At 69.6% G+C, this 14,953-nt stretch carries 13 protein-coding genes; 10 read left to right on the top strand and 3 right to left on the bottom strand.

Features of this window, described 5'->3' with window-relative positions; translation table 11 throughout:
- The first annotated feature begins 131 nt into the window (after window positions 1-131).
- Together H9X80_RS01585 and H9X80_RS01580 are read left to right on the top strand one after the other, a co-directional pair.
- Window positions 132-4,682, top strand: coding sequence for an acyl-CoA dehydratase activase (locus H9X80_RS01585; RefSeq protein ID WP_204792608.1), 4,551 nt, complete (start codon window positions 132-134; stop codon window positions 4,680-4,682).
- Window positions 4,679-5,281: a TetR/AcrR family transcriptional regulator gene (locus H9X80_RS01580; protein ID WP_204792607.1), complete on the top strand. Its 603-nt coding sequence runs from the start codon at window positions 4,679-4,681 to the stop codon at window positions 5,279-5,281. Before H9X80_RS01585 ends, H9X80_RS01580 begins: the two co-directional genes overlap by 4 nt.
- A 3-nt stretch (window positions 5,282-5,284) precedes the next feature.
- On the opposite strand, the gene H9X80_RS01575 is transcribed toward H9X80_RS01580, so the two are convergent.
- On the bottom strand, window positions 5,285-6,493 hold the full coding sequence (locus H9X80_RS01575; RefSeq protein WP_204792606.1) for a putative ABC transporter permease: 1,209 nt from the start codon (window positions 6,491-6,493) through the stop codon (window positions 5,285-5,287).
- A 252-nt stretch (window positions 6,494-6,745) separates the two neighbouring features.
- Here H9X80_RS01575 and H9X80_RS01570 point away from each other — a divergent pair, with 252 nt between their 5' ends.
- The 7 genes from H9X80_RS01570 to H9X80_RS01540 all read left to right on the top strand — a co-directional run bounded on the left by H9X80_RS01570 (window position 6,746) and on the right by H9X80_RS01540 (window position 11,840).
- A complete protein-coding gene (locus H9X80_RS01570; RefSeq protein WP_204792605.1) occupies window positions 6,746-6,937 on the top strand; it encodes a hypothetical protein in 192 nt (63 codons plus the stop codon).
- 44 nt (window positions 6,938-6,981) lie between these two features.
- On the top strand, window positions 6,982-7,923 hold the full coding sequence (locus H9X80_RS01565; protein ID WP_204792604.1) for an aldo/keto reductase: 942 nt from the start codon (window positions 6,982-6,984) through the stop codon (window positions 7,921-7,923).
- Between the two features lie 71 nt (window positions 7,924-7,994).
- A complete protein-coding gene (locus tag H9X80_RS01560) occupies window positions 7,995-8,462 on the top strand; it encodes a flavodoxin (protein WP_204792603.1) in 468 nt (155 codons plus the stop codon).
- A 36-nt stretch (window positions 8,463-8,498) separates the two neighbouring features.
- On the top strand, window positions 8,499-9,584 hold the full coding sequence (locus H9X80_RS01555) for a cyclophilin-like fold protein (protein WP_239471434.1): 1,086 nt from the start codon (window positions 8,499-8,501) through the stop codon (window positions 9,582-9,584).
- Window positions 9,585-9,623: 39 nt separating this feature from the next.
- Window positions 9,624-10,376 (top strand): flavodoxin family protein, encoded by a 753-nt coding sequence (locus H9X80_RS01550; protein ID WP_204792740.1) that lies wholly within the window; start codon window positions 9,624-9,626, stop codon window positions 10,374-10,376.
- Between the two features lie 48 nt (window positions 10,377-10,424).
- The gene (locus H9X80_RS01545; RefSeq protein ID WP_204792602.1) at window positions 10,425-10,757 is read left to right on the top strand and encodes a putative quinol monooxygenase; all 333 of its coding nucleotides are present in this window, start codon (window positions 10,425-10,427) and stop codon (window positions 10,755-10,757) included.
- 57 nt (window positions 10,758-10,814) lie between these two features.
- Window positions 10,815-11,840 (top strand): aldo/keto reductase, encoded by a 1,026-nt coding sequence (locus H9X80_RS01540; protein ID WP_239471433.1) that lies wholly within the window; start codon window positions 10,815-10,817, stop codon window positions 11,838-11,840.
- A gap of 61 nt (window positions 11,841-11,901) precedes the next feature.
- Here H9X80_RS01540 and H9X80_RS01535 read toward each other — a convergent pair whose 3' ends face one another.
- On the bottom strand, window positions 11,902-12,174 hold the full coding sequence (locus H9X80_RS01535; RefSeq protein ID WP_204792601.1) for a GNAT family N-acetyltransferase: 273 nt from the start codon (window positions 12,172-12,174) through the stop codon (window positions 11,902-11,904).
- Window positions 12,175-12,264: 90 nt separating this feature from the next.
- The gene (locus H9X80_RS01530) at window positions 12,265-12,801 is read right to left on the bottom strand and encodes a TetR/AcrR family transcriptional regulator (protein WP_204792600.1); all 537 of its coding nucleotides are present in this window, start codon (window positions 12,799-12,801) and stop codon (window positions 12,265-12,267) included.
- Between the two features lie 220 nt (window positions 12,802-13,021).
- On the opposite strand from H9X80_RS01530, the gene glgB reads away from it, so the two are divergent.
- Window positions 13,022-14,947: a 1,4-alpha-glucan branching enzyme gene (gene glgB / locus H9X80_RS01525; protein ID WP_204792599.1), complete on the top strand. Its 1,926-nt coding sequence runs from the start codon at window positions 13,022-13,024 to the stop codon at window positions 14,945-14,947.
- Window positions 14,948-14,953 lie beyond the last annotated feature (6 nt).

The raw sequence follows: 14,953 nt of genomic DNA, 5'->3' as shown, positions 1-14,953 counted from the left end.
GGAGGCGCGCGGCCCCGCCAGGCTCCGCCTGTCCCGTCCCGGAAGCTGTGGATTTTTAGACAACCTGTCTAAAACGCCGGCCGGGTTGGTAGAGTGACCACTGTTGCATTTCGTGTGGAACGGGGGTCAGCGTGGCAGAGGCGAGAAGGAAGCTCCGGGTTGGCATCGACGTGGGCTCCACCACGGTCAAGGTGGTGGCGCTGGAGCCGGACGGCAGCACCGCCGGCCACGCGGTCTTCTCGCGCTACGTCCGCCACGGCGCCCGCCAGGCCCGGACCGCCGCCGAGGTGCTCGAGGAGCTGGCCGCCACCTTCCCGGGGGCGTCCTTCGACGCCGCGCTCACCGGCTCGGGCGCCACGACGCTCGCCGACGAGCTGGTCCTTCCCTACGTGCAGGAGGTCGTCTCCAACTCCATCGCGGTGCGCGCCCTCTACCCGCAGGCGCGCACGGCCATCGAGCTCGGCGGCCAGGACGCCAAGATCGTCTTCTTCGAGCGCGACCAGCGCAACGGCGAGCTCACCGTCTCCAACATGCGCATGAACGGCTCGTGCGCCGGTGGCACGGGCGCCTTCCTGGACGAGATCGCCTCCCTGCTCAAGGTGGCGCCCGAGGACTTCGACGCGCTCGCCTCCGCCGGCAAGACCGTCTACGACATCTCCGGCCGCTGCGGCGTCTACGCCAAGACGGACATTCAGCCCCTCATCAACCAGGGCGTCTCCAAGGAGGACATCGCGCTCTCCTCGCTGCACGCCATCGCCAAGCAGACCATCGGCGGCTTGGCCCAGGGCCTCGACATCGTGGCGCCGGTCGTCTTTGAGGGCGGCCCGCTGACCTTTGACCCCACGCTCGTGCGCGTGTTCGCCGAGCGCCTGGGGCTCTCCGCCGACGAGACGCTCGTGCCCGACCACGCCGAGACGATCATGGCCCTTGGCGCCGCGCTCGCGGTGGACCAGCTCTTCTCCGACCGGGCCACCGCCCTCGACGTGCCGACGGCCGCCCGCGCCCTGCGCGAGCTGGACGCCCGCCCGCACGTGGCGGACGAGGAGCCGGCCGAGCCGTTCTTCTCGTCCGAGGCGGAGCGCCGCCGCTTCGAGGAGCGTCACGCGGCTCCGGCCGAGCCCGCCCCGCGCGAGCCGGTCGACGGCGTGCTGAAGGTCTACCTGGGCATCGACTCCGGCTCCACCACCACGAAGTTCGCCCTCGTGGACGAGGACGGCACGCTCGTGGACTCCTTCTACGCCTCCAACGAGGGCGAGCCGCTCGACGTGGCCGCCCGTGCCCTGCGCGAGCTCGACCGTCGCCACCGCGCGGCGGGCCACCGCCTGGAGGTGCTCGGCGTGGGCACCACCGGCTACGGCGAGCTCATGTTCGCCAAGGCCTTCGGCGCCGACTACCACGTGGTCGAGACCGTGGCGCACGCCCGCGCGGTGCGCGACCTCGTGCCGGACGCCACCTTCGTGCTGGACATCGGCGGCCAGGACATGAAGGCCATCTGGCTCGACGAGGGCGTCATCACCAACGTGGTGGTCAACGAGGCCTGCTCGTCCGGCTGCGGCTCCTTCCTGGAGACCTTCGCGCGCACCCTCGGCATCCCGGTGGAGGGCATCGCCGAGGCGGCCTTCCGCTCCGACGCGCCGGCGCGGCTCGGCAGCCGCTGCACCGTCTTCATGACGAGCAGCATCGTGACCGAGCAGCGCAACGGCAAGACCCCGGATGACATCATGGCGGGCCTGTGCCGCTCGATCATCGAGAACGTGTTCACCAAGGTGGTCCGCGTGCCGAGCATGGACGCCCTGGGCGACAAGATCGTGGTGCAGGGCGGCACCTTCCTGAACGACGCGGTGCTGCGCGCCTTCGAGCAGCGCGTGGGCCGGCCCGTGACGCGCTCGCCGCACGCCGGGCTCATGGGCGCCATCGGCGTGGCCCAGCTCGTGCGCGAGAAGGCCGCCCAGACCCTGCACGCCACCGGCTGCGTGCAGCCGAGCTCCTTCATCGGCTTCCCGGCGCTCGCGGACTTCTCCTACACTACCGAGGCGGGCCTGCCCTGTCCGTTCTGCCAGAACCACTGCAGCCGCACGCGCATCACGTTCTCGAGCGGCGCCTCCTGGGTGACCGGCAACCGCTGCCCGCGCGGCGAGGTGGTGGGTGACCCCAAGGACCCGGACGTCCGCGCCCGCGAGCGCGCGGTGCGCGAGCGGACGAGCCGCGTGCCGAACCTCTTCGCGGAGCGCGAGCGCCTGCTCTTCCGCTCCTACCCCGTGGAGCCGGTACGCGACCTCGGGCCCGACGCCCCGGTGATCGGCCTACCGCGCGTGCTCGCGCTCTGGGAGTGGGCACCGTTCTGGACCACGCTGCTCAAGGCGGCCGGCTACCGCGTGAAGCTCTCCCGCAAGAGCACCCGCGCCATCTACGAGCGGGGGCTTCCGGCCGTCACCTCGGACACCGTGTGCTTCCCGGCAAAGCTCGTCCACGGCCACCTGCGCGACCTGCACGACCAGGGCGTCGACCGCATCTTCATGCCGTCGGTGACCACGGTGCCCTCTGATAACGCCTCCAAGGAGAGCCAGTCCATGTGCGCGGTGGTCAAGGGCTACCCGCTCGTGGTGGCAAACTCTGACAACCCGAGCGACCGCTGGGGCGTCCCCTTTGACGCGCCGCTCTTCCACTGGTACTCCGACGAGGACCGCGAGCGCCAGCTCGTGGCCTACCTCACCTCCTGGGCGGGCCTCACGCGCGAGCAGGCGCGCTCTGCCGTGCGTCAGGCCACCGCGGCGCAGGAGGCCTTCCGCGAGGAACTGGAGCGCCGTGGCCGCGAGGTCGTCGCCGGCGTCGAGAAGGACGGCGGCTACGCGGTGGTTCTCGCCTCGCGCCCGTACCAGAACGACGAGCTCGTCAACCACGACCTGCCCCGCATGTTCGTGGAGGCCGGCATCCCGGTGCTCACGGCCGACTCCGTGCCGGGCGTGCACGAGGTGGACCTCTCGATGAGCCGGATCGACGTGGTCAACAACTTCCACGAGCGCATGCTCGGCTCGGCCGTGATCGCCTCGCGCGACCCGCGGCTCGAGTACGTGCAGCTCGTGAGCTTCGGCTGCGGGCACGACGCCTACCTCTCCGACGAGATCTCCCGCCTCATGCACGAGATCGGCGACAAGGCGCCACTCGTCCTCAAGCTGGACGAGTCCGACGCCACCGGCCCGCTGGGCATCCGCGTGCGCTCGTTCGTGGAGACGGTGCGCGAGCGCCGCGCCAAGGAGCGCGCCGAGGGCGTGGTGCCCGAGCCGCGCCCGCTCACGGACCCCTACCCCAACAAGTTCGAGCGCGGGGACGAGAAGGTCTACACGGTGCTCGTACCCAACACCTCGCACGCGTTCAGCCGCCTCATGGCCGCCGCCGCGCGCCGCCAGGACGTCCGCGCGGTGCCGCTGGAGATCGGCCGCGAGGAGGCCATCCGCCTGGGCAAGCGCTACGTTCACAACGACATCTGCTTCCCGGCCCAGATCGTAATCGGCGAGGTGCTCGCCGAGCTCGAGCGCGGTACGTACGACCCCTCGAGCACCGCCGTCATGATGGCCAAGTACGTGGGCGACTGCCGCCTCACGCACTACGGCGCGCTGCTGCGCAAGGCCCTCGACGACGCCGGCTACGAGCAGGTGCCCATCATCACCAACGACGGCGAGGACTCCCACGACATGCACCCGGGCTTCCGTCTTGGGCTCTTCTCGTCGGTGGACATCGCCCTCGCGCTGCCGATGATCGACGTCCTCGAGGCGCTGCTGCGCAAGATCCGCCCCTACGAGCTGGAGGCGGGCGCGGCCGACGCGGCCTTCGAGCGGGCGATGGACGCGCTCATCGACGGTCTTGTCGCCCACGGTGCCCGCGGCGCCATACGCGGCTTCAAGCAGGGCCTGGCCGAGATGAGCTCGGTGGCCTACGACCGCAGCCATCCGCGCCCGCGCGTGCTCATCGTGGGCGAGTACCTGCTGAACTTCCACCCCGGCGCCAACCACGAGATTGAGCGCTACCTCGAGGCCAACGGCTTCGAGATCGTGGAGGCGCGCATGACCGACGTCATCCGCAAGTCCTACTCCTACAAGCACGCGCAGTCCGAGGACTACCATGTCTCCATCCCGCTCAAGGATTGCGTCTGGAACGCCACGGTCGACGACGTGTTCTCCGTCACGCTGGCGCTCACGGACAAGATTGCGCGCGACTGCCCGCTCTACGAGCGCCCCGCGAGCATGGACGAGCTTGCCGAGAAGAGCAACCCGATCATCCACCGCACCTTCGACGCGGGCGAGGGCATCCTCATCCCGGCCGAGATCCTGGAGCAGGCGGCCCACGGCGTGCGCAACTTCGTGATTCTGCAGCCGTTCGGCTGCCTGCCCAACCACGTGGTGGGGCGCGGCATCATCAAGCGCGTGAAGGAGCTCTACCCGGATGCGCAGGTGCTCCCGCTTGACTACGACCCGGACGTGAGCCAGGTCAACATCGAGAACCGCCTCCAGATGCTCGTCATGGACGCGCGCGCGGACGTCGCGCCCGAGGAGCCGGCGGAGGCGCCGCGCAGCGTGGTCGAGTCCATCGACCAGTGGGGCCGCGACGCCATCGCGGCCGCCGAGCGCGCGCTTGACGCGGCGGCCGGGCAGACGGTGCGCCAGACGGCGCGGGACTCGCGATGAGGGAGCGCTCGACCGACCGCATGAAGGTCCGCCTGGCCGACGCGCTCTGGGCGTGCCTGGCCCAGACGCCGCTCGGCGACCTCTCGGTGGGGGACGTGATCGACGCCGCCGGCGTGAGCCGCGGCTCGTTCTACTACCACTTCTCCGACCTCGACCACCTGACGGCGTGGGCGGTGCGCGAGGAGCTGCTCGACTCCGACCGCCGGGGCAACTCGTTTCTGGTGCTGGCCGCCTGCGAGCCGGAGCCGAACCTGGAACCGCGGGTGGAGCGGAGCATCGAGCGGATCTGCCTGCTGCTCGACCGCGGCGGGATGAGCGCGGTGTACGGCGTGGCGCTCGACGTCACGCTGGGGCTCTGGGAGCGGGCCCTCTGCCCGGAGGGCGGGTCGCTCCCCGACGAGGTGGTGGCGCAGATCGAGTACTCGGTGGGCGGGACCGTCGGGATGCTCTCGCGCGCCGGCGTCTCGACGGACGCCAAGCGGCGGGTCTCGGTGGCGTTCATCCACGAGCGGCACCTCTGGACCGTGCGGCGCGTCTCCGAGGTGCTCGGCCGCAGCCCGCGCGAGCTCGTCGGCTGCCTGGAGGGCGCCGTCGCGTAGGGGCTACGCCCTGGCGGCGCGGGCCGTGTCCTCGGGCGTGATCGTCATGGACTGGAAGCGGTGGGCCATGTACGCGTCGTCAAAGTTCTGCGCGTAGAACTCCTCGACCGGCGAGCTCGGCTGGATGCCGCTCTCGCGCTCATACCAGCACTCAAGAGACTGCAGCGTCATGACGCCGTTGACGAGCATGAGCGCGGCGCAGACCGTGGTGACGGCGTAGCGCGCCTTCCACGGGATGAGGTTGATGAGCCTGAGCAGCCACGGCAGGCAGAGCTTGATCCACACGAAGCCGAGCGCGCCCCACATGCACATGAACAGCGTGGAGGTGCGGCCGTCGAAGAGCTCGGCCACGGGGTCGGGGAAGAGCCCGAAGATCGTGAACCCGGAGTAGTCCCAGGCAACCGCGCCGAACGCCGTCTGCATGAACCACGAGACCGTGGCCTCGAAGAGGCCGCCGATCACCGCGGCGACCAGAAAGATGACGACGGGGTTGGCCTTGTAGAAGCGGTTGAGCGCGATGGTCATGAGCACCGCCCCGCAGCCGTAGATCGGCGAGAAGGGCCCGAAGAGCATGCCGGCGCGGTCCTGGTAGACGCCCGGGTCCACGACGACCATGTGGTAGACGGTCTCGATGACGAGACCGAGCACGCAGCAGACCACGAAGACCCAGAAGAGGTTGAAGAAGTCGAGCTCGATGAAGCCGCGGTCGCCCTTGGCGCGGCCGAGCGTGCCGGCCTCCGCGGCCTCCTCCGTCTCCATGTCGCGGAGCTTGCGCTGGAGGCGGCGCTCGGCGATCAGGGTGGGGTCGATGGTCGAGGCGATGACGACGAGGATCACGAGCTGCACGAAGCCCGAGACGAGGTTGTCCCCAAAGCCGTGCAGCATGATCTCCACGACCATCTCCACGACCTCGAGCGCGATGAGGCCGTAGGCGAGCTGCGCCACGTGGCGCCGGCGGTTCCTCAGCATGAGCACGCCGAAGGTGGCAAACCCCGCCGCGGCCACAAACAGCAGCACCACCTGGATCACGGAGAGGATCAGCGTCAACGTGACGTTGTGGCTCCCCGAGAGGATGCGCTCCCCGGACGTGGCCAGGGAGAAGGCGAGAAACGCGCCCAGGGCGAGCACGAGCACGCCCGCGACGAGGCAGGCCAGGGCGTATATGCGTCCTATGAGGGGGATCTTCCGGTTCTCGACGTCCTTCTCGGGCATGGATCCTCCTTTGCGGTCGGCGTCCTCCTCCCCATCGTAGCCGAGGGGAGGGGGTCGTGTCGCTGAGGGGTTGTGTCCGGTTTCAGCGTCCAAAAATAAGAGAAAAGACGTCACGTAACGATTTACAAGTGACGTAGCGTTACCTATTATGAGTCAAGAAGGACAGACGCCCTTTGACCCGTCACTGAGAGGAGCCATCGTGAAGAAGGACCTTGGAAGCTTGCTCGCCCTCTACCCCATGCCTGCCACGTCGTGGACGTCTACGAGACCGATAAGTTCGACAACTTCGTGCTGGCCATCGACGCCACGCTGGTGGAGGAGGGCAAGCTCGACGACGCCGGCAAGCCCGACTACGGCAAGATCAGCCCGGTGCTCTTTGAGTTTCCCACCTACTGCTACTACGCCACCGGCGAGAAGATCGGCCGCTGCCTGAGCTTCAAATGATACGAGGGGACAGTCCCTTCGTATCATTTCCCGAGAGGAGCAACATGAGCGAGATCACCTACCCGTCCGTGGCGCTGGGCGCCTGGGCCTGGGGAAGCGACGGCACCTTCGGCGGCGAGCTGGGGGCCGAGCGCCTGCGTGGCGTCTTTGACGCGGCCCGCGAGCGCGGCCTCAACCTGTGGGACACCGCCTGCGCCTACGGCATGGGCACCTCCGAGCACACGCTCGCCGGCTTCCTGGAGGGCCTGCCGCGCGAGAGCTACCTCGTGTCGGACGAGTTCACGCCGCAGTGCGCCGATCCGAACTCGGAGACGCCTGTCGCAGACCTGCTTGAGCAGCAGCTCGAAATCATGGGTCTCGACCGCTTTGACATCTACTGGATCCACAACCCCATCGGCGCGCCGCGCTACGTGGAGGAGCTCGCCCGCTACTTCGAGGGCCGCGAGGACGCACCGGTCATCGGCGTCTCCAACCACAACCTCGCCGAGATCCGCCAGGCGGACGAGATCTGCCGCGCGCACGGCCTGCGTGTGGGCGCCGTCCAGAACCACTACAGCCTGATCAACCGCTCGTCGGAGGACTCCGGCATCTTGGCCTGGTGCCATGAGAACGACGCGACGTTCTTCTCGTACATGGTGCTTGAGCAGGGCGCGCTTACGGGCAAGTACTCCACGGCCAACCCGATGCCCGCCGACTCCGCGCGCGGCGAGACCTACAACCCGATCATGGACAAGCTCGAGGTCCTGAACGCCGAGATCGCCCGCGTGGCGGAGGCGCACGGCGTGAAGCCCGCGCAGGTGCCGGTGGCCTGGGTCGTGGCCAAGCAGACGCTGCCGCTGATCGGCGTCACCAAGCCCGAGCAGGTGAGCGACGCGGCGGAGGCGGCGTCGATCGAGCTTACCGCCGATGAGGTCGCCGACCTCGAGCGCGTGGCCGACTCGCTCGGCCTCGACGTGATTCGCTTCTGGGAGAAGGTCATGGACTAGCCGCGGCGACATGAGACGAAGGGTCTCCCTTCGTCTCGTTTTCGCGCCGTCTGCGGAGAGGGGAGAGAACGATGGGCAAGACACTGGTTGCGTACTTCTCGGCCGAGGGGACCACGGCGCGCGTGGCGCGCGAGGTCGCGGAGGCCACAGGCGCGGACCTCTATGAGATCCGCCCCGCCGAGCCCTACACCACGGCGGACCTTGACTGGCGCAACAAGCGCAGCCGCAGCTCGCAGGAGATGAACGACCCCGCGTGCCGCCCGGAGCTTGCGGAGGGCGCGCCGGACGCCTCGGGCTACGACACGGTCCTTCTCGGTTTCCCGATCTGGTGGTACGTGGAGCCGCGCGTGGTGGACACCTTCGTCGAGGCAGCGAACCTCGCGGGCGTACGTGTGACGCCGTTTGCGACCTCGGGAGGGTCGGGGATCGCCGGCGCCGAGAAAAGCCTTGCCGAGAAGTACCCGGACGTTGCCTGGCAGACGGGCGCGCTGCTCAACGGCCGCGACGTCGCCGCCTGGGCCCGCACCGCCGTCGCATGAGACGAGGGCGGCCCCTGTCCCGCTGAGGAGGAGACCATGCTGACGAGAAGGACCTTCATGACGGCGGCCGCCACGGCTGCCGCGGCCGCGCTCGCGTACTACGAGCCGTGGGGCGACGTCGTGATGTTCTACGACGACTTCTCCGGCAACGCGGACCTCTACGAGCTTGGCGAGGCGGTCGACGGGGCGGAGCTCGTGGCGGGCCTTTCGGGCACGGTCGAGGTGGCCGCCGCATCCTCCGCCGAGCCCGCCGCGGCGCCCGCGACCGTCTACCTCACGCGCGACATCAGCCCGGAGGGCCTCTCGGCCGTCTTTGCCGCTCTCGGCGCGAGGGCGAAGGGCAACGTGGCCGTGAAGCTCTCCACCGGCGAGCCGGGCGGGCACAACTTCCTCTCGCCGGACCTCATTGGCGGGCTCGTGCACGACCTCGACGCCACGATCGTAGAGTGCAACACGGCCTACGGCGGGGCGCGCTCGTCCACGGAGAGCCACCTCCAGGCGGCGGCCGACCACGGCTTCACCGCCATAGCGGACGTGGACATCATGGACGCCGACGGCTCGGCGAGCCTGCCGGTTGCGGGCGGCTCCCACCTCACCGAGGACCTCGTGGGCGCGCACCTGGAGAACTACGACTACGTGGTCTCGCTCGCGCACTTCAAGGGGCACGCGATGGGCGGCTTCGGCGGCGCCATCAAGAACTGCTCGATCGGCATCGCCTCGCGCGAGGGCAAGATGCTCATCCACTCCGCTGGCGCGTCGACCACGAGCTGGGGGAGCCCCGCGCAGGACGACTTCCTCGAGTCCATGGCCGAGGCCGCCAAGGCCGTGAGCGACCACTTCGGCGGCGTCGGCGGGCGCATCTGCTACGTCAACGTGATGAACCGCCTCTCGGTTGACTGCGACTGCGACTCCCACCCGGCCGAGCCCGAGATGGCCGACATCGGCATCCTTGCCTCGCTCGACCCGGTGGCGCTCGACCACGCCTGCGTGGACCTCGTCTACGCGGCGCCGGATGGCCAGGCGCTCGTGGAGCGCATCGAGAGCCGCAACGGCGCGCATACGCTGGAGCACGCCGAGGCTATCGGCCTGGGTTCGCAGACCTACGACCTCGTGGAGCTGTGAGACGAAGGGAGACCCTTCGTCTCATCGAAAGGAGCAGACATGATGACGAGAAGGAACTTCCTGGCAGGTGCCGCCACGGTGGCCATGGCCGCGCTCGCCGGGTGCACAAGCGACGCGCCCGAGCCCGAGACCGACGCCCCCGCACCCGAGGAGCAGGAGGCCGCGCCCGAGACCCCCGCGACGGCAGACGAGCCGGCCACCGACGAGCTGACCGCCGACGCCCCCGCGTCCGGCGCAACCCTCGTCGCGTACTTCTCGGCCACGGGCAACACGGCGGGCGTGGCGCAGGCGATCGCCGAGCGCCTGGGCGCCGACACCTTCGAGCTCGTGCCGACCGACCCCTACACGGACGATGACCTCGACTACAACGTTGCCAAAGCGGGCGTGAACCCGTGCGCGGGCTGCGTGGCCTGCGGCTACGGCGCGCGGCCCTGCGTCCAGCACGACGGCATGGAGCGCGTCCTCGACGCCGTGCTTGCGGCCGACATGCTCGTGCTGGCCACGCCGCTCTACTACTACGGCATGACGGCGCAGCTCAAGACCGTGATCGACCGCTTCTGCTCGGCCAACTCGGACATCTCGGCGCGCCACCTCAAGGCGGCCCTGCTCACGGTTGCCTGGAACGCCGACGACTGGACCTTCGACGCGCTCGTCTCGCACTACGAGACGCTCTGCCGCTACCTCTCCATGAGCGACTGCGGCAAGGTGCTCGGCTACGGCTGCGGCACGCCGGGCATGACGCGCCACACCGACGCCCCGCGCCAGGCCTTCGAGCTCGGCGCGTCACTGTAAAGTGATACGAAGGGACAGTCCCTTCGTCTCATGTCGAGAGGAGCCACGATGGCAATCACGATGAACCTGTACTACACCGGCACGGGCGGGGCGGCGCGCCGCTTTGCGGAGGAGATGGAGTCCACGGGTACGGCCGACCAGATCCGCGCGCGCGAGGGCAACCTCTGCTACCGCTACTTCCACCCGCTCGACGATCCCGAGACCGTGCTGCTCATCGACTCCTGGGCCAACCAGGGGGCTCTCGACGCCCACCACGCCTCCCCGGCCATGGCCACGATCGCCGAGCTGCGCGACAAATACGACCTGCACATGCGCGCCGAGCGCTACGTGAGCGACGACGCCGGCGTGCCCGACCACGACGCGGCGTTCCTGCGCCAGTAGGGCGCCGTTCCGTTTTGCTCCCGTCCCGTCTGGGACGCGTCACGAAAGGAGAGACGCATGGCAGAGATGCGCTACGCGAAGCTGGGGCGCTCCGGGATCGAGGTCTCCCGCGTCTGCCTGGGCGGCATGAGCTTCGGCGAGAAGATCCCCGGCGGCCACCAGTGGACGATCGGCCCGGAGGAGACGCGTGCCGTGATCGGGCGCGCTCTGGAGCTGGGCGTGAACTTCATCGACACGGCCAACTGCTACGCCGCGGGCACAAGCGAGGAGTACATCGGACGTGCCCTGCGCGAGCTGGGCGTCCGCCGCGAGGACGTGGTGCTTGCGAGCAAGGTCTTCTTCAACGAGGGCCGGCTCTCCCGCGCCGCGATCGAGCGCGAGATCGACGGCACGCTGAGTCGGCTGGGCACCGACTACCTGGACCTCTACATCATCCACCGCTTCGACTACGGCACGCCGGCGGAGGAGACCATGGAGGCGCTGGACAGCCTGGTGCGTGCGGGCAAGGTGCGCGCGCTCGGCGCGAGCGAGATGTACGCCTACCAGCTCCACAACATGCAGGTCGTGGCCGAGAAGAACGGTTGGACTCCCTTCAGCTCCGCCCAGATCCACTACAACCTACTCTACCGCGAGGACGAGCGCGAGATGATCCCCGTCTGCCGGCAGTACGACATGGCGCTCACGCCCTACAGCCCGATGGCCTCCGGCCACCTCTGCCACCCGGGCTGGGAGTCGGCGAGCACGCGCGGCACCACTGACGACACGATGCGCCAGAAGTACGACGCGGACCGCGAGCGCGACCTGCCGATCGTGGACCGCGTGGCCGAGGTCGCCAGCCGCCACGGCGTCCCGATGGCGCACGTGGCGCTGGCCTGGCACTGGGCGCGCGGCGTGGAGGCGCCGATCGTGGGCTGCTCGCGCCCGGAGCGCGTGGACGACGCGGTGGCGGCGCTCGACCTCGAGCTCACGGCCGACGAGCTGGACTTCCTCGAGGAGCCCTACATGGCGCACGAGCTCGTGGGCCCGCTCGCCCGCCCCGGCGAGAAGCCCCTCGCGGGCACGAACGACCCCAACAAGAAGTAGCCGACGCAACAGGTGGCCGTGGGCCCGCCGTGCTTTGGGCCCGACGTTCTTCTCGCCAGGGCTAGGCCAGCAGTCCCGAGCGCTCGGGGTGCTTCTCGAACCAGCTCACGGCGTAGGAGCACGTGGGTCGGGCCCGCATCCCGCTTGCCGCGATGACGCTCGTCGCGCGGACGAGCAGCTGGCCGGCCACGCCCTGGCCGCGCAGGGACTCGTCAACGAAGGTGTGGTCGATCTCGGCCACGCCGGGCTCGACCTCGGGGAAGGTCACCTCCGCGACGACCTTCCCGCTCTCGTCCAGGTACCTGACCGCATCCCGCTCGGCAACGCACTCCATGGCGCCCTCCTTTTCCGTCTCTGACGACCTCATTCTACCGGCCTCGAGGGGCTCCCGCCCGCGCCGTTCCCGCATGCCGTCTCCTCCGGCTCACACGAGCCTGGAGACGGCGGCGCTCGCCTCACCGATTGCGTCGACGATGCATTCTCGCTCCTCGGGCCCAGCTCCGTGTGCAAAGCGTGCGTAGGCCTGATAGCCGCCCGCGACGAGGTAGGTGAGCAGGACGTCCGACTTGACGGTGCCGTTGCCCACACTGCCGAGTCGACGTCTCAGCTCCGCCTCGAGGCACTCCGAGAGCCGGTGCTCCTGTCCGCAGGAGAAAAGGGCGTCGACTTCGTCCTGACGGCGCTCGAACGCCCGACAGAGCAGGCGCGCGGTTTCCGCGGGCTGCTCGAGGAGGGTCTCGGGCGCTCCGACCTCGTCCACCACGCGGGAGACGAGGTCGCGCTGGAGCTCGTCCGAGAGGTCGTAGATGCTGTGGTAGTGCAGGTAGAACGTGGCCTTTCCAATCTCGGCGCGCTCGCAGAGCGCCCGCACCGTGACGCGCTCGAGCGGCAGCTCGCGGCGCAGCCCGAGAAAGGCCTCCCGCAGCGCGCGCAGCGTCTTTGTGGTTCTCAGGTCGGCCATAGCAACCTCCTGGTCAATGCGGCGAGTCCGTCCAGTAATGGACGGTCGGGCAAAACTGCGCGTGGGCGCGCCGCCCGTCTCCCCCTACAGTGTATATACGTCCGATAGTAGACGGTTGTCCAGAAACAGGTGGACGAGGACGGATGCCGGCCGAGAAACACAGCGATGGACGAGAAGCACGGCGACGACGGGGAGTGACAACGGCCCAAAGGGGGAGCAGATGAGCAGCTGGGACAACGTGGACCTCGGGGCCTTCTACACGGGGCAGGACTTCGAGGCGTGGCGGTGGATGGGCGCGCGGCCAACGGAGACGGGCACGGACTTTCGCGTCTTCGCCCCGGCGGCGGCCGGGGTGGTCGTGCGCGTGGGGGACGGCGCGGCTACCCACGGCGCCCCGGCAGCCCACGGCGGCCCGGCGCCGCACGCCCCCACCCCCGCCGCCCGCGACATCCCCATGGCCCGCGCCCTCAACGGCTCCTTCTTCGAGGCGCACGTGCCGGGCGTGGGCCCCGGCACGCCCTACGAGTACGTCGTCTACCTGCCCGACGGCTCCTCCCAGGCGCACGCCGACCCCTACGCCCTCGCCTCCGAGCTGCGCCCCGCGCACCGCTCGCTCGTCCACGGCCTCCCGCGCCACGAGTTTGCCGACGACGCCTGGATGGCTGCGCGCTCGGCCGGCCTCGACCGCCCGCTCAACGTCTACGAGCTGCACCTCGGCTCGTGGCGCAAACCCGGCCCCGAGCCGGACGCCTGGTACGCCTACGACGAGCTCGCGGCACCGCTCGCCGAGCACGTGCGCTCCCTGGGCTGCACGCACGTCGAGCTGATGCCCCTCTCCGAGTACCCCTTCGACGGGAGCTGGGGCTACCAGGCCACCGGGTTCTTCTCGCCCACGCGTCGCTACGGCACGCCGGAGCAGCTCGCGTCTCTGGTGGACCAGCTGCACCAGGCGGGGGTCGGGGTGATCGTGGACTTTGTGCCCGCGCACTTCGCCGTGGACGCGTGGGGCCTCGCCACCTTCGACGGCACCGCGCTCTACGAGTACCCCAATGACGCGGTGGGGGTCTCGGAGTGGGGGAGCCACAACTTCATGCACTCGCGCGGCGAGGTGCGCAGCCTCCTGCAGTCGGCGGCCAACCTGTGGCTCTCCGTCTACCACGTGGACGCCCTGCGCATGGACGCCGTCAGCCGCGTCGTCTTTTGGCAGGGGGACGAGCGCCGCGGGGTCAACGGGCTCGGGGTGGACTTCCTGCGCACGATGAACCACGGCCTGCACGAGCGCAACCCCGGTTGCGTGCTCGTGGCGGAGGACTCGAGCCCCTTCCCGGGCGTCACGCGCGCGTGGGAGGAGGGCGGCCTTGGCTTTGACTACAAGTGGGACCTGGGGTGGATGAACGACGTGCTCTCCTACTTCCAGGCGTCGCCCGAGGAGCGGCGGGAGCGCCCCGGCCTCATGACCTTCTCGATGCTCTATCGCACGAACGAGCGCTACCTGCTGCCGCTCAGCCACGACGAGGTGGTCCACGGCAAGGCCACGATCGCGCAGAAGATGCACGGTAACTACGGCGAGAAGTTCCCGCAGGCTCGCGCGCTCTACCTGTGGATGTTCGTGCACCCCGGCAAGAAGCTCGACTTCATGGGCAACGAGCTCGCCCAGCTGCGCGAGTGGGACGAGACGCGCGAGCAGGACTGGGAACTGCTCGCCTACCCCGTGCATGACGCGTTCCTGCGCTTCCGCCGGGAGCTGGGGCGGCTCTACCGCGCGCACCCGGCGCTCTGGGAGCGTGACTTCGAGGAGGGCGGCGCGGAGTGGCTCGACTGCTCCGGGGCCACGCCCTGCTGCTGGGCGCTGCTGCGCCGGGGCGGCGACGAGCTGGTGACCGCGCTGCTCAACCTGGACGACGAGCCGCACGACTATGCGGTGGCGCTGCCGGCGGGGGAGGCCGTCGACGACGCGGAGGTCCTGCTGGACACGGACTGGGAGCGCTTCGGCGGCGCCACGCCCGACGGCGAGAAGAACCTCTCCGTGGCGGCCGGGACGCTGAGGTGCGCCCTCGCGCCGCTCTCGGGGGTGCTCGTGCGGCTTGCGCCCGCCCCACGCCCCGGCTCGCTCCTCTACAATGGTTCGGTTCATTCCGTTCGTTGAGGGGAG

Origin of the sequence: Olsenella profusa (genome assembly GCF_016900315.1) — a bacterium.
GTDB lineage: Bacteria > Actinomycetota > Coriobacteriia > Coriobacteriales > Atopobiaceae > Thermophilibacter > Thermophilibacter profusus_A.
Note: the sequence above shows the minus strand (reverse complement) of the source record. Positions and strands in the feature narration are given on the sequence as shown.